Genomic DNA, 15,573 nt, shown 5'->3' with positions numbered 1-15,573 from the left:
AAGGCTAGGTGATTGAAAGATGGTGGCTTCGGATGGCAGCCGAGTTACAGCGCTGTTTTTGGCAGGTTCAAGAGGTCTGAGCAAACCGTTGGATCAACCTGTTCAATTCCAGCCATGTTCCATTATCTGCTGTCAGCTCAGAGGGGGCATCTCTGATGGCCAGACCCGAAGCCGTTCGCTGTCAAATCGGACAATCTCATGCCTGACACTTCGGCTGATTGGAATGGCTTCGAATGGATCAATCAATCTGTTGAGTGATTCATCCTTGGAGACTGAACATAAGTTGCCAATTGCTGCTGCGGCATCCATAGTTTCAGAGACTGTTGCTTTTGTTCGATAGATCGCGGTACAGATGGTTTATCTTTGCTGCTACGCCTACTTTCTAAATTTAATTTTGGCTAATGAATAGTCTTGAAATGGAGAGCGAGATTCGTGCCCTTCTAGAAAGTGCTGATATCGGTGCTTTGGAAGGTCTTTTGGTGGATGCTGCCGATTGGGGAGTGAATGTCAGGATGACATTGAATGGTCAATTTGTAGAAGTTGACCTAATTAAAAATTGGGATGGATTTGAAATGATTTTGCTTGATGATCAGAAGCGAGACTCTATTCAAATTGATGAACTTGTAGATATGGTTCAGATTTTAAGAGGTTACTGCTGATCCTGTCTTGATGCGGGTTTTAAGTTGTTCTCGAAGGTGATTTTCATCGCCAAGATGATCAAATTTAAGGTTAATGTGAATGCATTTGCGATCATTACAGGTTTGGCGGCTACCTGGTATCCATAGATCACCCAGCAGAGGCATCCTGTACTGAATGTCAACAACAAAGCGTAGGAAACATCCTTTGCAGACTGTGTCCTCCAGGTCTTTAGCACTTGTGGCAGGAATGCAATTGTGGAGAGTGTTGCTGCTGAAAAGCCAAATATTTCCGAAGAGCTCAATTCCAGTGTCATTTGGCGGATGTGAATAGATCAATGTTCGCCTTCAAGGATAGCTTGATAGTCCGACCGACTGAACGTGTAGCTGGCACAAGGAATCAAAGACTGGTGTTTTGGGATGTCATTTTCAAAAATGATCTCGGCATTTAGACCACCTTGAATTTTGTTTATTCACAAGAACAAGGGCGAGCATGTCCAGTTGGTTCGTCGAAGAGAAGGCGATCAACGACAATCTGGTAAATCTAAGCCTTCTCTGTGGGTAGCATCGACATGCGGACTTACTTGGAATCAATTCATGTGGAAAGCTTTCTGTATAGGTCGACATTGATGTTGTGCTTGATGTTCGAACTCCCCTAAAGTTGTTTGAAACTGGTGCATTTCTTCTTCGTCTTGCCGAGAATGAAAGCGACAAAAAGAAAACAGCACACAATTTTTTTACTGCTTGTTTGTTCCCTTGCTCGGCTGTTGCTTAATGCGCTCTAAGAGTTCATCTCAGTGACCTCCCACCGCCTTTCTGAGATTAACTGTTCCTGAGTTCAACCAGAACAACAATTCTGTGATTCTGGCTGTGAGCTGAGCACAGCAGCAGCTAGCCGCCGCTCAGGCTGGTCGTGGGTCTTTCTGAAGGTTGATCAACGTCTCTTTATCAACTGATTGGCGATTCCTTCTCTGCATGGGAGGGTGAGAACCAAGATTGCGACAACCATGGTTCGGATGGACCTTGATTCACTGCATCAGGAACTGGTCGTTAGCCCTGATCTGCTGATCGTGCAGGACCTTGACGGGGTTTGCATGCCTCTTGTCAAAGATCCACTCACTCGGATTCTTCCTGAGAGTTATGTCCGCGCCGCGGGGCGAATGCGAGGCAGTTTTGTGGTTTTGACCAATGGCGAACACGAAGGTCATCGCGGCGTGAATCGGCTTGTTGAGAAAGCACTCGGTGACAGCGCAAAAGCCCGTAAAAAAGGGCTCTATCTCCCTGGGCTTGCTGCTGGTGGAGTGCAACTGCAAGACGAACTTGGGAACCTCACACATCCTGGAGTGAGTGAGGCTGAAATGACCTTCCTGGCATCGGTTCCGGGGCGGATGAAGGTACTGATGTGTTCCATGCTTCCTGTTGTAATGCCGGAACTGGGCGAAGAGGAGCTTGCTGTGGAGGTCGAGCGGGCCGTTCTCGATACTCAGGTGTCACCAACCATCAATCTCAACAGCCTGTTCAGTTGGATTCCCGACGATGTCGCCCGTCAGCGTCAATTGCAGTCAATGCTGGAGTCGCTGATGCAGCAACTCATGGCGATAGCAGTGGAAGAAGGTCTTCAGGACTCCTTTTTTCTGCACGTCGCGCCGAATCTCGGGCGTGACTCCCTTGGCTGTGAACGGCTCAAACCAGCCGTTAATGGAGACGTCGGCAGCACAGATATCCAGTTCATGTTGCGAGGAGCGATCAAGGAAGCGGGTCTGCTTGTGTTGATCAATCGCCACATCGCAGCACGCACAGGCACGGCACCTCTCGGTGAAGAATTCAACGTCAGAACCGCACCCCAAGACAACGCATCTCTGCTTTCTCTCTGCAAGCGACGGATACCGCGTGAACAGATGCCTCATCTTGTCGGCGTTGGTGACACGGTCACTTCAACAATCAACCCGTCTGGCGATGGCTGGCTGAGAGGAGGCAGTGATCGTGGCTTTCTCACTCTCCTTCAGGATCTCGGATCCAGTTTTGGACGTCCAAATCGGGTTGTCTTGGTCGACAGCAGTGGTGGAGAGGTCGACCGCCCGTCGTTAGCCGATGGCTCTCTAGCCGGGATCAGTGACCCTGAGGACCCTCTGCATTTTGACGTTTGCATTCCTGGCGGTCCTGATAGCTATGTGAACTGGTTTATAAATTTGTCGGAAGCTCGGACCGAGCTGACACCATCAATCTCCCTGCCGGATTGATCGCGGTGTGTGTTGTTGGTTGAACAGTGTTGTCCTAGATCGGAGTGTGTTTCGTCAGAATCCAATCAGGCCATTGCTTCAGATCGCTCCAAGACGTTGACATCAACCTTTCCCGAAACGCTGAGGTTCCCCCCCGTTCGCCGAAGCAAATTGACCACTCTGCAGGTCAATCTCGGCTATCGCTGCAATCAGACCTGCAGCCACTGTCATGTGAACGCTGGCCCCTGGAGGAAGGAAATGATGGACGGGGAGCTGATTGATCTCATTCCAGAGGTGCTCGCCTGTCTTGATCTTCGCTGTCTGGATCTCACTGGCGGTGCACCAGAACTGCATCCTCAGTTTCGTGAGCTTGTTGCGGCGGCCAGAGCTCTTGGTGTGGAAGTGATTGATCGCTGCAACCTCACGATCCTCAGCGAACCCGGATACGAGGACCTAGCTGAATTCCTTGCAGCAATGGGTGTGAGGGTGGTTGCTTCTCTTCCCTGCTACCAGAAGGAGACGGTGGATCTACAGCGAGGCCAGGGTGTCTACGAGCGCAGCATTGCAGGTCTAAAGCAGTTGAATCAGCTGGGGTATGCCCAACCCGGTTCGCCATTGCAACTTGATCTGGTGTTCAACCCATCAGGTCCTTCTCTTCCTCCGGCTCAGGAGCCACTTGAAGCTCAATATCGGCAGGCCTTGTCATCAACGCACGGAATTTCGTTCTCCCACTTGCTGACGATCACCAACATGCCGATCCAGCGCTTTGCGAGAGATTTGCAGCATCAAGGTCAGCTTGAGCCTTACCAGCAAACCCTGCGAGAAGCCCATCGGCCGGAAAACATTCATGCGGTCATGTGTCGAAGTCTGATCAGTGTGAGCTGGACCGGTGATCTCTATGACTGCGATTTCAACCAACAGCTCAATCTTGCAACCAACAACGGACCTCGAAAGCTTGCAGATCTACTCAGCGCAGCGAATGGTTTGATAGATCAGCCGATTGCTGTGGCTGAGCACTGTTTTGGGTGTACGGCTGGCAATGGGTCTAGCTGTGGTGGTTCGCTCAGTTGAGAGTCACCTGAACACCCGCTGGTGTGAACAAGAACACGTGTTCTCCAATGCGATGTTCCTCACCGTCGACGGCCTGCACTCCACCGGAGACGAAATCAGCGGTGCGTTGCGCCTGGGCGTTATCCATGGAGGTGAGATCGAGTACCACTGTTTTGTGACTGCGAACAGCCAAAACAGCTGCGATCCCTTCTGTGACGTCTCGCGCACGGATCACCAGCAGCTCCTGTGTTAGCTCTCGAGTGAATTGATTCATTACTCTCAGCCTGGCGAGGCTGGAGGAAAGGCGCAGCAACCGTCACCATGCAGAGATGACCAAATCCTCCCCACCCAATTCGACGCCAGCGCACTGCGGCAGTAAGCCCAAACGTTTGGCCATTGGAATCGCCCCGCTCGGTACCGTGTCAATTGGGATCGTCCCGATGGGTGTGATCTGTATTGGCATCGTTCCGATGGGTGTGGTGTCCATCGGTGTCGTCGCCATGGGCGTCATCAATCTGTCGATTGTGGGAATGGGTCTGCTGGCGATTGGAGCCAACACCATGGGGGTCTGGACCGTTGGCCCGATGAGCATGGGTTTGGTCAAAATTGGCGGTAGCGGTAGTCAGGACCACACCAGCGATCACCACAACAGCCATCAACACAACAGCCGAGCTGAGTCAAAGGATGATCCACGCTTTCTGGCCTTTCCAACCAAAGCTGAAGCTGAAGCACAGGCCAGGTTGATCGGCTGTGAGGGAGTTCATCCGATGGGAAGTCACTGGATGCCTTGCACTGAGCATTCAATGGACCATCACTAGATAGACCAAGTCAGCGGCACTCTGGACAGATTCCACGAACGTTCAGGCTGGAATCGATCAGTTCAAATTCAAACTGTTTGCAGGCATCTCGACCTGCCTGGAGAACCGGCTCATTTTCAAATTCCTCGGTTCGTCCGCAGCGCACGCAAACGAGGTGATGGTGGTGGATATGTTCGGCATCTGCAAGCTCGAACCGACTGCCACCATCTCTAAGCTCCAGCTCCTGCAAAAAGTCCATCTCCACTAACAAACGCAGGGTGCGGTAGATGGTTGCAAGCGAAACCTTGGATTGATTGTCCACAAGCTGACGATGGACCTCTTCTGCACTGAGGTGACTTCCGCTGCCAATCTGTTCGAACAGGTCAAGCACCAGGCGCCTCTGTGGCGTCATACGTCGCCCATCCTGGTGAAGACCCTTCTTCAGAGTTCCGGTCGCTTCAGCAGAAGTAGTTGCAGGCGACATGCAAACGGAATGCAGTGTTTCTCAATAGTACGCACTATTGAGACTCATCACCAGTGCTCGTTGACGAGTTGTTTTCTCCTTTAGCTGGTCGTGAGCGTGATCTCTGATACGAAGATCCAGTCCAGCTGGGACATCAATGGACATTGGGCGTGTTTCCCAGCGTTCTCTGCAGCGATTCAGCGAAATTGATCTGACATGGGCCTTAACAACCCTCAACAGCTTGCTGAAGATCAGGCATGCAAACCCTATAGGCTGTTTTGCGTTCGCTGAAAAGAGTGTCGGTCTCCTGGACGGTGCTAATGCGCTTCTTTGCGAGCGGCCTTTTCCTGCTTGCCCACGGCCTGCTGGTGCTTGAGCACATTGCGCTCGGAACCGCACTTCACGGCGTTGCCGAAGTTTTTTTGGCCCCTTGGGCACTGCGTCATCGTGCCTGGGACCTAATCGTGATTGGTCTGATTTTTTGTGTGTTTGACCTCTGGGGAACCCTGAGACTGATCAATGTTCTGGGTTGAAGGTCAAAGATTCCAACCACCACCGGGCAACGCGTCCTGCCTGATCGGGTTGACTGGCTGGCACCGTCACGACCACCAGCCGTTTATCGCTCCGCTGGTAGTCATATCTGCAGTAACCGACACCTGTTCCTGAGCAGGACGCAAGTGACAAAAGCTGATTGCCCGCCTGCTTCTGTTCAAAGGTGCGCACCCGTCCCACAGGCGCAGGATTCCAGCCTGTGGATGTCAGTGTCTGATCGACAACGAGAATCGATTGACCTGCCTGAAGATCAGGTGGCCGTTGCTCCGCTTTCAGATCAAACCACATCCCGGACATGACGAGTCCAGAAAAAACCAGCAACCAGCGCATAACCGAGCCCGTTTCGTCAGGCATAGCCATGGATCTGTTTCTGAAGCCACGCTTTGGCGTTGATCCTGCTTTGCTTCTCTTGCTTCAACGACTTCATTGGCGAGAAAGGCGCAACTGCAGTGGTTGTGGCTGAGTTCAGCGTCGAGATTGGATGAATAAGAACTTTGCGCTATGTAAAGCTCTGCCGAGCTTTCCATAGGCATCACCGCAACGACAACCAAGTGGCGCTGTCACTCTGTTAGACGTGACGATCCATCAGCGTCGACTGGATGCAGAAAGCTTCGAGATGATGAACAAAATGAGAACTGACCTATATCAATGAGGTGGTTCTAAGTAATTATTATCGAAGCGAATCGTTGATACGCAGAAAGTTTTGCATCATATATTTTTTCTATTAACGCTTTTGGAATGAATGTGACAGTCCGCGAGGAGAGAAATTAGATCTAATGTTGTATCATGATTTTAAAGTCAATTGCTTTCCCACAAGAAATATCCACCTAAAACACCTGCTTTGTTTGAGTGTAAAATCACATCACTGGACAATTGTGAATCTTTCAAGAGCTTGCTGTTGCCACCACCTAAGTGTAAAAAATCCCAGTTCCAGATAAGTTTTGTTGTAGATATCACCCTTTCAACTCGCTTAACCCATTTTGCTTTCCCAATAGTTTCAAGGGCTGCTCTGCCAACATAATCTTCATAGGTCTTACTTTTTTTAAATAGATGATGAGCAAGTTCCAGATTTGGCACTAAGCATCCATCAACAAATAGTGCTGATCCCATGCCTGTGCCGAGTGTCAACACCATTTCAACACCCTCACCAGAAACACATCCGTAGCCCTGAACATCGGCATCATTGGCAACACGAGTTGGCTTGTTAAAGCGTTGTTCAAGCTGAACAGCAAGATTGATGCCTGGCCAGTCAGTGCCTAAGTTTGCGGCGGTTTCGATGATTCCATTGCGAACAACTCCAGGAAATCCAACAGCAATACGCTCAAATTGGGGCACTTTGCTCGTCAACTCTTCGATGACTTCGAGAATTGATTCTGGCGTCGCTGGTTGGGGGGTTTCTTGACGCTGTCGGTCACACAATTCCGATCCCTTGGAGTCAAGAACAATCAACTTGACCCCAGTTCCTCCGATGTCGACGCAGAGGGTGCTGGGTGATGACTCCATTCATAGTCTATCTATTAACAACATTCTATGCATGAAAACTCAACTTTTCAACGGTGCTAATTGCCGCTGACAATTTATGATGCAAGTCGAGGCTTGCATGAACTCGAGGGTGCGAATAACTTACTAGTAAATTATTCTAGAGTAAAGTCGAAATTCTGGACTTGAAAATGAGTGATTGGCTTGTGCGAAGCCCTGGACAAAGAAATAGTTTTATATTAATTCTCTGGCTAATGTTATTCCGCCTGAGATTTACTGAATAATATTGCACGTAGGATGAATGCAATGGAAAATATAATTCATTGAATGAGTTGCTAGGTTGATCGTCTGTTTTAGAGGTTCAGATTTTTATTGTCGCAAAGGCTCTTAGAGCGATTGATCTCCACAGTGTCTCTTGAGAAATTCAGAACGCTGAGGTTCAGTCCAATCTGATTGTTGTGCTTGACCGCAAATCCCTCTGAGTCGCTGGTTTAGTTGTTTCTGTTCGCGCATGTCATCTCGGATGCCCCGAACATACAAAGATCCTGTAACCAAAGTCACTGAAAGTGCACAAAGCACGGCAATGATTTTCAGCAACTTATCCAAGCCTCTCCCTCCGAGTACTTCAAACTTATGCCAAGGCATTGGCGCTCGAGGCCTGTTAATCAATCGGGGCGACAGGATTCGAACCTGCGACCTAGTGCTCCCAAAGCACCCGCGCTACCAAACTGCGCCACGCCCCGTTACCTGAACATAGTAGTAGCTCACGGGGATCTGGCATAAAGCGAAGGCTGTAGTGGCTTTCAGGTTTTGAGTCAGGTGTGCTTTGAGGTCGCTTAGCGCAACCTTTACCCACTGCCATCCACTTATCGTCCCATCTGATGTAGCACTCGCTTTTCCTGTCCAGCGGGTAATCTCTATTCAGCAATGCAATTGAAATTGCTCTTCGGACATCAAGCTTTTCGATAACATTTAAATGCCTATAAATAGATTGATGAGTGTAGTTTACTTGAGATTAATTCATTCAATGTTTGATCAATATTGATCAAGCTGATACATAATTGAGTGCTTAACCTGCTTCATCATTTCATTGATCAACGGGGCAGCTCATCAAGTTGTTGTGATGAAAGCTTGTTAGGGAAGCTGAAGCCGTTTGACGACCCTGCTGACCTGCGCGGGGTTCCACTTGCTGTTGCCGCTAGAGGTCAGGATCTTCGCTTGCTCTAGGGCTTCTCCCATGGCCCGAAGGGTCTCACGACGTTCAACCATCGGAGCAAGCAAGCCGCGCAGCTTTTCCGCCGCTTCAGTTGCTTGAGAACGCCGCGCAGCATTGGCCTTTTCGATACCTGGCCTGATACCTCCAAGCAAGACGCCGCGCTCTTTTGCTCGTTGAAGGCCGGCCTTGGTGCGTTGGCTGATGAACTCACGTTCTTGCTCAGCCAGGCCCGCATAGATGTGCAACTGAAATTTATCTGCGTTTGGCATACAAGCGACCTTGAACTCGAGGCCCTTCACCTCGAGCAGTTCTGCAATGAAGGAGACGCGGCGGCTTAAGCGATCCAGCTTGGCAACAAGCAGTGTTGCCCCCTTATGTCTGCAGTGGACGATGGCTTTTTTAAGTTCAGGCCGATCATCGTCTGCTTCTGATTGAATTTCTAAATAGCTTCCGACTTCATCGCAACCAGCGGTATCAGGGCAGCAAGCTCCCAGAAAAATATCCAGATCACGCCTCTGTGCTTCGAGGCCGTAATTCCTGTTACTGCGGTTGTGCTTGCTGAGACGGAGGTAGGTGACGTAGAGCCCCAATGGGTTGTAACAGGCACAACCTGTACAAATTAACAGAACACGACGCGCGTAGAGCATGTAACGGAATATCGACTTGGTGACCGAATGCACGTTTTACGGATCCGCGTCGATCACAAAGGAACTCAGATCTGCACATGCAGCTTCATCGTCAAAGCAAAAATGCTCAGAAATATGAATGACTGACAATTGTGATCTGCCGGTCAGTCTCCGTGACCTCACTGGATTAGTGGTCTAACGGAGCCATTTGATGATTGACCCTGCACCGAGAGACAAAGCAAAGATGTAGCGAGCCGCACATTCATTCCCCACTGTTCCCAGCCTGATTCGTTTCTCAATTGTCTTTGCTCTAGTTGGGTCTAGTGAGGCTCTTCTGGAATAAGCCATTGCTAATGGCTTGCTTCCCTGTGGAAAAAATGAACTGTTTTCCACCAGTTCGCAGGAGTTTTCCACAGGAAAAACGCCAGAAACCTAATGAGAAAAGAAAGTCTGTGGTTTTTGGTCTAAGTGCCCTTCGTTGCTTGACAGAAAGCACTTCTCCCAAAAAAACAAGTACTTCAGTCGAAGTGGCAACTCAAAAAGCAAAGCAGGCAAGGAGTCTCGTTTAAGACTGAGTATTTATGCTGATTCTGCGAGTCCTTTGACGTTTGGCTGAAATCATGGCTTTGTGGTGGTGGAACGCCCGTAGTACGAAGGCTGAATGGATCGCAACCAAATGGAATTTTGCATAGACCCATCTTTGGATGGTGGCTCTGAACTGCAAACACCCTCTGAACAGCAGGCACCATTGGTGAGCATGGAGTCTGAAATACCTGAAGTCCTTTTCAGTGCGATGAAAGGGTTCATTGGCCTAAACCCCAGCTGGGATCAATGTCAGCTGATGAGTTCTGCATTGGCAGGATTTTTATACCAGAACGGATGTAGCGAAAGAGCCGTGACTGAGCGTTACCTTGATGATCTTTTCACTCGACCGATAATTACACCACATCAAGCCGAGCAAATGAGCAAAATCTGACCGCTTTCGGGAGTTCCAGGTATGTCGGTTTGTGAGCACGGATGGTGTTAATGAAATCTCTTCAGATGTTTGCTTGTCGCAATTGCTCTGATGCCTTTTTGAGGTTGTCGATAGCAGCGCCGATTCTGGGATCTAAGCCCTCCTTAAAGGGATGTTGCTCGGAAATTTCAGCAGTTAGTTCTTGAACTCGAAGATGAAAAAGAATTTTGAAATCAGCCATCCCAGCAAGGCTTTTGTATCCAATTGATAGCAGCTATCCATTCGATCCGTGAAACGTCCATAGTTTCAGCACAATCAGCCGATCACAGGGAATGAATGCCAAACATACGAGTTCAAAACTTGCGGAGCTCGCGCTGTCGTCCAGCTCTTAAAGGGCCAAGCGACGATTCCTTCTGACTGGTTGGTGTTTCTGTTGACAGCATGTCGTTCTTGCAGTCACAACGCGGTTCATTCATCGCCAGAACAATGACAGCAACCGCTAGAAGTGCAACGGCTAGCGAATTGATGGGCGTCGATCTGTTGTTCATAGGTTCTTAGAGCATTCATAAGCCGACGTTCTGCAATGCCCGCTTGGGCTGTTTTCCCCTTTCAGCTTCAACGCAGCACAATCAGTTCAGGCCAGCCGGTTTCGCTCCACATCCTTTGTGCGGCCAACATCACTGAGCTTGGGCACGCCGTTCTCACTATTGGAGGTTTTGCCAATGAAGGCAATGCGCCATTTGACCGATGGCAAGACCGCCACTGCGGGTGGAGAGTAAGTCCACGAATCGGAGGAGCCCATGACGGCCGATACTCCACCTGAGCAGATCTCAGAAGCAGACTGACTTCTGGCCCCTGCTCCAACAGTCTCATCCATGACCTGGGTTGGTCCTTTGGCGGGCATGACTTGTGCGCCACGCCAATCGACACTCCGCTTGCACCGCCCTAGGTGCCCCAGGAGTTCACAACCCCCCACCTAGAGCCAATGGCCCCAGGGCGCCTCTAGCCAGAAGCTTCGACCCCTTCCTTTCTCTACAAGCGATGGGTTGAACAATGCACAAACGAGCGAGTTAGGCCGTCTTTCCATCCGGAAGGGCGGCCTTCCTTTTTGGTGGCACTACCAATTGCAATTGGCCATGCTGGAAGAGCCAAACGACGCTTGAAAGGATGACCGCGCTGAATCTGCAGGACGCAGTGCGAAAACGAATTCCTGAAGTTGATCAGTTCGATTCAGATGACCTTGATCAGTTGATAGAGCTCCTTTCCATGGAGTACTCAATCACGACATCGGAAGAGCTGAACAGTAGATTTGTATGCGCAAAGCAACTCATTTGGACTGACGAAGATCAAGCTGAGATTAATGGCTGTGAATCTTTTGAGTTCAATGAGTTACTCATCTATATCAAAGAGATTGATGCACCACCAGTGTCTAGCAAAAACTCTGATTAGTTTCATTGGTAGTACTTAGTCGATGACTGCTGGTCATCAGTACATTTCGCCGCGAGCACATTGAGCTCTAGAGAACGAAGTAGATCGTGATTTCAACATGGACCTTCTTGAAAGGGGATTGCAGCATTAGCGTTCAAGGGTGATGCTTCCCTTCTTTTCGATCGATTTACTCGGCTTGAAGAGCATCGTGAGCCAACTCACTGCGATGGAGTAAGTCTTGGTTTAGCTCTTGTGGAGGGAATGGGAGGTTCTGTACGCAGACCTCGAGTCAGGTAACAATTCTCAGTTCAGATGTGGACTTGCAATCTCGATATCTTTTCCTCTGATTCAATCTTGCTAATTGACATTCCGTGGCTTTTTTAGATGTCGATCCAGCAGCTCAGGCAGTCGCTCAAATAGGTCTGGTTTGATGATGTAGTCAACTGCGCCATTCTCCATCGATACTTGTCGTTTCTCATCGTCATTAAAGGCAGTGACGACGAGGATTGGAATATTCGTTTTTTTCTCTTTTAAATGTCGTAGACAAGTCAGTCCATCCATGACAGGCATCATCAGATCGAGAAGGATCAGATCAATTTTTTCAAGATTCAAGCAATCCAGTAGTTCCTGACCTGTACTGCAAGCGAGAGGGTGAACGCCTTCATCAAACAACTCTTCGGCGATCAGAGTGCGAAGACGAGGGTCGTCATCGACGAAAGCGACCCGTGGTTTGTCATCCATGGTCAGCCTTGATCAGCGACCCCCATCATGAATGGGTCGTTGTGTGATCGGTGAAATGGGTCGCCTGAGATTCGAACTCAGGACCAATCGGTTAAAAGCCGAGTGCTCTACCGCTGAGCTAGCGACCCTCCCTTAAGCCGGAGCAAACGTTCCGGAGCAGGCTGTGCTTTCAAGCACTTATGAAAAATATCACCCTGACGAACCAGCGTCTACGAGCAACCTCAAATCCACGTCCGCCTCAATTGACATCAACATGAGTACCTGTTCTGGCCAGTCCTTCGTTTCACCGGCTTGAATCAGCACAACGAGTTCAGGACTGTGAACTGATGAATGGTTCGTCTTCTCCAGAGACGTTGAACATCGGTTCCCCACGGATTGATCCTCATGCCTGGGTCGCTGAAAGCGCTGTTGTAATGGGCGATGTTGAGATTGCAGCAGGTGCCAGTCTTTGGCCCACTGCCGTTGCCAGGGGTGACATGTCGGCCATCGTGATTGGCCCTCGTAGCAACGTTCAGGACGGTGCTGTTCTGCATGGCGATCCGGGATCGCCGGTGTTGATCGGAGCTGATGTCACCATCGGCCACCGTGCTGTGGTTCATGGAGCCATCCTCGAAGACGGTTGTTTGATCGGAATCGGAGCGATCGTCCTCAATGGCGTCACCGTTGGTGCAGGAGCTCTCGTAGCTGCAGGTGCTGTTGTGACCCGTGATGTCCCCCCACGCAGCCTGGTGGCGGGGGTTCCTGCTCAGGTGAAGCGGGAACAAAGCGAATCGGCAGTTCTGGCGCAGAAGCACCACGCGGTCAACTATGCGCAACTGGCTGCGGGCTGGGCTGAAATGCTGCAAAACCAAACGGACTGACCCTTTAGAGCCTTTCTTGCTCCGACATTCATTAAGATCGCCCGACCATCCCTAGAAACCATGGATCTTCGCGTCGTCGTTGTGGCAGCTCCGATTCTGATTGCCCTGGGCTGGGCTGGTTACAACATCAGCCGTGCCGCTATCGGTCAATTGCAGATGATGCTTAAGCGCGGGGAAGCTTGAGTCATGAAGCTTTCTTCCGACTCGATCGATAGGGTTGAAGTCGGTTGATTGCACAGTCTTGGGAATCGGCACCGTCGTTGTCATTGGTGCTGGTTTAGCCGGCACTGAAGCTGCCTGGCAGATTGTTCAGGCAGGAGTTCCTGTTTGCTTGGTCGAAATGCGGCCTCTGAGGCGTTCTCCTGCCCACCACAGCAGTGAGTTCGCTGAACTTGTTTGCAGCAATAGTTTTGGCGCTTTGAGCAGTGATCGCGCTGCAGGCTTGCTACAGGAAGAACTTCGTCGTCTCGGATCATTGGTGATCCGTACCGCTGATGCTCATGCGGTGCCAGCGGGTGGCGCTTTGGCTGTTGACCGCGGTCGCTACAGCGCTGCATTAACTGCAATTCTCGAGCAACACCCTTTGGTCACGATTGAACGTCGGGAACAGATGTCTCTTCCTGATGCAGATCAGGTCACTGTTCTGGCCACAGGCCCGCTAACCAGCGACTCACTGGCCAAAGATCTTCGTGACTTCACAGGCCGTGATGACTGTCATTTTTTTGATGCGGCCAGTCCAATCGTCGATGGTGACAGCATTGATATGGACAAGGCTTTTCGGGCCAGCCGTTACGACAAAGGAGACGCGGATTACATCAATTGCCCGATGGACCAGCGGCAGTATTTAGATTTTCAGACAGCTCTTCTCGCTGCTGAGCAGGCTGAGCTCAAGGAGTTTGAAAAAGACAGCGCCACATTTTTTGAAGGTTGCTTACCGATCGAGGAACTTGCCCGCCGTGGTGAAGACACCATGCGCTATGGACCACTGAAGCCAATTGGTCTCTGGGATCCACGCTGGGGAGATGTCAACGATCGCGACGTGAGACGTGCCAACCGAGCCCACGCAGTGGTTCAGCTTCGGCAAGAGGACAGAGATGGTCGTCTCTGGAATCTGGTTGGGTTTCAGACGAATCTCAAATGGGGAGAGCAGAAACGAGTTCTGCGCATGATCCCAGGTCTTGAACAGGCTGAATTCGTACGTTTCGGTGTCATGCATCGCAACACCTTTCTTAAGGCCCCTGAGCTGCTTCAGCCCACTCTCCAGTTCCGAGGCCGTGATCGTCTTCTCGCCGCAGGTCAGATCACGGGGACTGAAGGTTATGCAGCTGCAGTGGCAGGCGGCTGGCTTGCGGGCACGAATGCTGCCCGTCTTGTTTTAGGACAACCCACTTTTGATTTGCCCCCCACCTGCATGATCGGCGCATTAACGCACTTCATCAGTGAGGCACCATCCGGCAAATTTCAGCCGATGCCCCCCAATTTTGGATTGTTACCCGTTCTGCCTGAAAAGATCCGAGATAAACGTCTTCGCTACGGCGCCTACCGGGACAGAGCCCTGAACGATTTGCTGCTAGCAACAAAGAAGCAGGACTCTGTTGATGTCGCCTGTCCGGCCTAAAGACCGCCTAATTGAGCTCCGTTCCCTGAAAATCGGTGTTTATGCCAGCGCACTGATGGCGCTTGCTGGGCTCTGTGTTCATTTGATTTCAGGCTCCTATGCGCTCCTCCTGGATGGTCTTTACTCAGCGGTGATGGTCGGGTCTGGCTTGGTCGCAGCAAGGATCAGTCGCAACGTTGTTCGACCGCCAGATCGTGCCTATCCCTACGGCTACGACGGACAGGAAGCGTTGTACGTGCTCTTCCGTTCTTTGCTGTTGATGGGGGTGCTCTCTTTTGCTGCAATTTCAGCCCTCAGCACCGTGATTGATTACGCCTACGGCAGTGTCGTCACTTCAGTTCGCCTCGGTCCGGTCGCCTGGTATTCCATCGCCATGGTGGCCTCATGTTGGGGACTCGCCTGGCGCCATCATCACGACTGGTGCAGCACAGGCCGACACTCTCAGATCCTGCTCACCGAAGCTCGGGCTGCTCGATTGGATGGTCTGATTAGTGGTCTAACCGGACTGGCTCTGCTTGGTGCACCGCTGCTCAACGGAACCAAGCTGTCTGGACTGATTCCTGTCACAGACTCACTACTGGTGTTGGTAGTGAGTCTTCTGGTGTTGCGAGAACCGTTGCAAGGTTTTCTCACCGCTCTGGGTCAGGCAGCGGGTGCCTCAGCGGAAACCGATGTGATCAGCAACACCCGCCTCGCCCTTCAAGATCTGCTCGCAGGGCTGTCCTGCTGGCTTCTTGATCTCACGGTGTATCAGGTCGGTCGGACGGCTTTTGTTGTTGTTTATTTGAATCCAAGTCAACCGATGGATGGCGGCGCCATTGACCTGATCCGTGATCGCATCCAAGAACGATGCCAGTCCCTACTGGCATGCCCTGTCCGAACTGAGGTGATTCTGACCGCAACTCCACCCTTTGCAGCCGCCAGTGTTTCCTAG

At 50.8% G+C, this 15,573-nt stretch carries 20 protein-coding genes and 2 tRNA genes; 11 read left to right on the top strand and 11 right to left on the bottom strand.

Annotated features, from left to right (window positions below; translation table 11 throughout):
- Positions 1-416 precede the first annotated feature (416 nt).
- Positions 417-659 (top strand): hypothetical protein, encoded by a 243-nt coding sequence (locus SynBIOSU31_RS07335; protein WP_186488839.1) that lies wholly within the window; start codon positions 417-419, stop codon positions 657-659.
- Here SynBIOSU31_RS07335 and SynBIOSU31_RS07330 read toward each other — a convergent pair.
- Positions 650-952: a SemiSWEET family sugar transporter gene (locus SynBIOSU31_RS07330; protein WP_186488836.1), complete on the bottom strand. Its 303-nt coding sequence runs from the start codon at positions 950-952 to the stop codon at positions 650-652. The genes SynBIOSU31_RS07335 and SynBIOSU31_RS07330 overlap by 10 nt on opposite strands.
- Before the next feature lie 690 nt (positions 953-1,642).
- Here SynBIOSU31_RS07330 and stpA point away from each other — a divergent pair.
- Positions 1,643-2,875 carry a glucosylglycerol 3-phosphatase gene (stpA, locus tag SynBIOSU31_RS07325; RefSeq protein WP_186492915.1) on the top strand — a complete coding sequence of 411 codons (1,233 nt, stop codon included), beginning with the start codon at positions 1,643-1,645 and terminating at the stop codon, positions 2,873-2,875.
- Positions 2,876-2,971: 96 nt separating this feature from the next.
- Positions 2,972-3,925 carry an arsenosugar biosynthesis radical SAM (seleno)protein ArsS gene (arsS, locus tag SynBIOSU31_RS07320; RefSeq protein WP_186488833.1) on the top strand — a complete coding sequence of 318 codons (954 nt, stop codon included), beginning with the start codon at positions 2,972-2,974 and terminating at the stop codon, positions 3,923-3,925.
- Here arsS and SynBIOSU31_RS07315 read toward each other — a convergent pair.
- Entirely contained in the window at positions 3,918-4,217 is a 300-nt protein-coding gene (locus tag SynBIOSU31_RS07315; RefSeq protein WP_255477160.1) for a cell division protein SepF, read from the bottom strand. The two genes, arsS and SynBIOSU31_RS07315, sit on opposite strands and share 8 nt — an antisense overlap.
- A gap of 16 nt (positions 4,218-4,233) precedes the next feature.
- Between SynBIOSU31_RS07315 and SynBIOSU31_RS07310 the strand changes: the two genes are divergently transcribed.
- Entirely contained in the window at positions 4,234-4,722 is a 489-nt protein-coding gene (locus SynBIOSU31_RS07310; RefSeq protein ID WP_186488829.1) for a hypothetical protein, read from the top strand.
- A 10-nt stretch (positions 4,723-4,732) separates the two neighbouring features.
- On the opposite strand, the gene SynBIOSU31_RS07305 is transcribed toward SynBIOSU31_RS07310, so the two are convergent.
- Entirely contained in the window at positions 4,733-5,185 is a 453-nt protein-coding gene (locus SynBIOSU31_RS07305) for a Fur family transcriptional regulator (RefSeq protein WP_186488826.1), read from the bottom strand.
- 299 nt (positions 5,186-5,484) lie between these two features.
- On the opposite strand from SynBIOSU31_RS07305, the gene SynBIOSU31_RS07300 reads away from it, so the two are divergent.
- Positions 5,485-5,697: a hypothetical protein gene (locus SynBIOSU31_RS07300; RefSeq protein ID WP_066906241.1), complete on the top strand. Its 213-nt coding sequence runs from the start codon at positions 5,485-5,487 to the stop codon at positions 5,695-5,697.
- Here SynBIOSU31_RS07300 and SynBIOSU31_RS07295 read toward each other — a convergent pair.
- The 4 genes from SynBIOSU31_RS07295 to SynBIOSU31_RS07280 form a co-directional block, all read right to left on the bottom strand.
- On the bottom strand, positions 5,681-6,076 hold the full coding sequence (locus SynBIOSU31_RS07295; RefSeq protein ID WP_255477159.1) for a hypothetical protein: 396 nt from the start codon (positions 6,074-6,076) through the stop codon (positions 5,681-5,683). The two genes, SynBIOSU31_RS07300 and SynBIOSU31_RS07295, sit on opposite strands and share 17 nt — an antisense overlap.
- 438 nt (positions 6,077-6,514) lie before the next feature.
- Positions 6,515-7,219 (bottom strand): ROK family protein, encoded by a 705-nt coding sequence (locus tag SynBIOSU31_RS07290; RefSeq protein WP_186488823.1) that lies wholly within the window; start codon positions 7,217-7,219, stop codon positions 6,515-6,517.
- Positions 7,220-7,864: 645 nt separating this feature from the next.
- Positions 7,865-7,938, bottom strand: a tRNA-Pro gene (locus tag SynBIOSU31_RS07285).
- Between the two features lie 391 nt (positions 7,939-8,329).
- A complete protein-coding gene (locus tag SynBIOSU31_RS07280; protein ID WP_222930042.1) occupies positions 8,330-9,091 on the bottom strand; it encodes a recombinase family protein in 762 nt (253 codons plus the stop codon).
- Between the two features lie 607 nt (positions 9,092-9,698).
- Between SynBIOSU31_RS07280 and SynBIOSU31_RS07275 the strand changes: the two genes are divergently transcribed.
- On the top strand, positions 9,699-10,013 hold the full coding sequence (locus SynBIOSU31_RS07275) for a DUF2811 domain-containing protein (RefSeq protein WP_186488820.1): 315 nt from the start codon (positions 9,699-9,701) through the stop codon (positions 10,011-10,013).
- Between the two features lie 61 nt (positions 10,014-10,074).
- On the opposite strand, the gene SynBIOSU31_RS07270 is transcribed toward SynBIOSU31_RS07275, so the two are convergent.
- Together SynBIOSU31_RS07270 and SynBIOSU31_RS07265 are read right to left on the bottom strand one after the other, a co-directional pair.
- Positions 10,075-10,233 carry a hypothetical protein gene (locus tag SynBIOSU31_RS07270; protein ID WP_186488817.1) on the bottom strand — a complete coding sequence of 53 codons (159 nt, stop codon included), beginning with the start codon at positions 10,231-10,233 and terminating at the stop codon, positions 10,075-10,077.
- Positions 10,234-10,626: 393 nt separating this feature from the next.
- A complete protein-coding gene (locus tag SynBIOSU31_RS07265; RefSeq protein WP_186488814.1) occupies positions 10,627-10,794 on the bottom strand; it encodes a hypothetical protein in 168 nt (55 codons plus the stop codon).
- A gap of 365 nt (positions 10,795-11,159) precedes the next feature.
- Here SynBIOSU31_RS07265 and SynBIOSU31_RS07260 point away from each other — a divergent pair, with 365 nt between their 5' ends.
- Positions 11,160-11,441 (top strand): hypothetical protein, encoded by a 282-nt coding sequence (locus SynBIOSU31_RS07260; RefSeq protein ID WP_186488811.1) that lies wholly within the window; start codon positions 11,160-11,162, stop codon positions 11,439-11,441.
- A gap of 336 nt (positions 11,442-11,777) precedes the next feature.
- Here SynBIOSU31_RS07260 and SynBIOSU31_RS07255 read toward each other — a convergent pair whose 3' ends face one another.
- A complete protein-coding gene (locus SynBIOSU31_RS07255) occupies positions 11,778-12,161 on the bottom strand; it encodes a response regulator (RefSeq protein WP_186488808.1) in 384 nt (127 codons plus the stop codon).
- A 56-nt stretch (positions 12,162-12,217) separates the two neighbouring features.
- Positions 12,218-12,289, bottom strand: a tRNA-Lys gene (locus SynBIOSU31_RS07250).
- A gap of 198 nt (positions 12,290-12,487) precedes the next feature.
- On the opposite strand from SynBIOSU31_RS07250, the gene SynBIOSU31_RS07245 reads away from it, so the two are divergent.
- The 4 genes from SynBIOSU31_RS07245 to SynBIOSU31_RS07230 are packed head-to-tail and all read left to right on the top strand — an operon-like array spanning position 12,488 to position 15,573.
- Complete coding sequence (locus SynBIOSU31_RS07245; RefSeq protein WP_186488805.1) at positions 12,488-13,021, top strand: gamma carbonic anhydrase family protein; 534 nt, start codon at positions 12,488-12,490, stop codon at positions 13,019-13,021.
- 60 nt (positions 13,022-13,081) lie between these two features.
- Positions 13,082-13,204, top strand: coding sequence for a photosystem II protein Y (locus SynBIOSU31_RS07240; RefSeq protein WP_067097253.1), 123 nt, complete (start codon positions 13,082-13,084; stop codon positions 13,202-13,204).
- A 58-nt stretch (positions 13,205-13,262) separates the two neighbouring features.
- Positions 13,263-14,639: an FADH(2)-oxidizing methylenetetrahydrofolate--tRNA-(uracil(54)-C(5))-methyltransferase TrmFO gene (trmFO, locus tag SynBIOSU31_RS07235; RefSeq protein WP_186488803.1), complete on the top strand. Its 1,377-nt coding sequence runs from the start codon at positions 13,263-13,265 to the stop codon at positions 14,637-14,639.
- On the top strand, positions 14,620-15,573 hold the full coding sequence (locus SynBIOSU31_RS07230) for a cation transporter (protein WP_186488801.1): 954 nt from the start codon (positions 14,620-14,622) through the stop codon (positions 15,571-15,573). The genes trmFO and SynBIOSU31_RS07230 overlap by 20 nt, the downstream gene beginning before the upstream one ends.

The sequence above is a fragment of the Synechococcus sp. BIOS-U3-1 genome (assembly GCF_014279975.1).
Classification (GTDB): domain Bacteria; phylum Cyanobacteriota; class Cyanobacteriia; order PCC-6307; family Cyanobiaceae; genus Synechococcus_C.
Note: the sequence above shows the minus strand (reverse complement) of the source record. Positions and strands in the feature narration are given on the sequence as shown.

Coding starts and splice junctions, on each gene's coding strand:
- SynBIOSU31_RS07230 (WP_186488801.1), top strand. CDS start 14,620: ATGTCGCCTGTCCGGCCTAAAGACCGCCTAATTGAGCTCCGTTCCCTG.
- SynBIOSU31_RS07245 (WP_186488805.1), top strand. CDS start 12,488: ATGAATGGTTCGTCTTCTCCAGAGACGTTGAACATCGGTTCCCCACGG.
- SynBIOSU31_RS07335 (WP_186488839.1), top strand. CDS start 417: ATGGAGAGCGAGATTCGTGCCCTTCTAGAAAGTGCTGATATCGGTGCT.
- SynBIOSU31_RS07265 (WP_186488814.1), bottom strand. CDS start 10,794: ATGGGCTCCTCCGATTCGTGGACTTACTCTCCACCCGCAGTGGCGGTC.
- SynBIOSU31_RS07255 (WP_186488808.1), bottom strand. CDS start 12,161: ATGGATGACAAACCACGGGTCGCTTTCGTCGATGACGACCCTCGTCTT.
- SynBIOSU31_RS07260 (WP_186488811.1), top strand. CDS start 11,160: ATGACCGCGCTGAATCTGCAGGACGCAGTGCGAAAACGAATTCCTGAA.
- SynBIOSU31_RS07310 (WP_186488829.1), top strand. CDS start 4,234: ATGACCAAATCCTCCCCACCCAATTCGACGCCAGCGCACTGCGGCAGT.
- SynBIOSU31_RS07300 (WP_066906241.1), top strand. CDS start 5,485: ATGCGCTTCTTTGCGAGCGGCCTTTTCCTGCTTGCCCACGGCCTGCTG.
- SynBIOSU31_RS07290 (WP_186488823.1), bottom strand. CDS start 7,219: ATGGAGTCATCACCCAGCACCCTCTGCGTCGACATCGGAGGAACTGGG.
- SynBIOSU31_RS07330 (WP_186488836.1), bottom strand. CDS start 952: ATGACACTGGAATTGAGCTCTTCGGAAATATTTGGCTTTTCAGCAGCA.
- stpA (WP_186492915.1), top strand. CDS start 1,643: ATGGTTCGGATGGACCTTGATTCACTGCATCAGGAACTGGTCGTTAGC.
- SynBIOSU31_RS07275 (WP_186488820.1), top strand. CDS start 9,699: ATGGATCGCAACCAAATGGAATTTTGCATAGACCCATCTTTGGATGGT.
- SynBIOSU31_RS07270 (WP_186488817.1), bottom strand. CDS start 10,233: ATGGCTGATTTCAAAATTCTTTTTCATCTTCGAGTTCAAGAACTAACT.
- SynBIOSU31_RS07305 (WP_186488826.1), bottom strand. CDS start 5,185: ATGTCGCCTGCAACTACTTCTGCTGAAGCGACCGGAACTCTGAAGAAG.
- SynBIOSU31_RS07240 (WP_067097253.1), top strand. CDS start 13,082: ATGGATCTTCGCGTCGTCGTTGTGGCAGCTCCGATTCTGATTGCCCTG.
- SynBIOSU31_RS07295 (WP_255477159.1), bottom strand. CDS start 6,076: ATGGCTATGCCTGACGAAACGGGCTCGGTTATGCGCTGGTTGCTGGTT.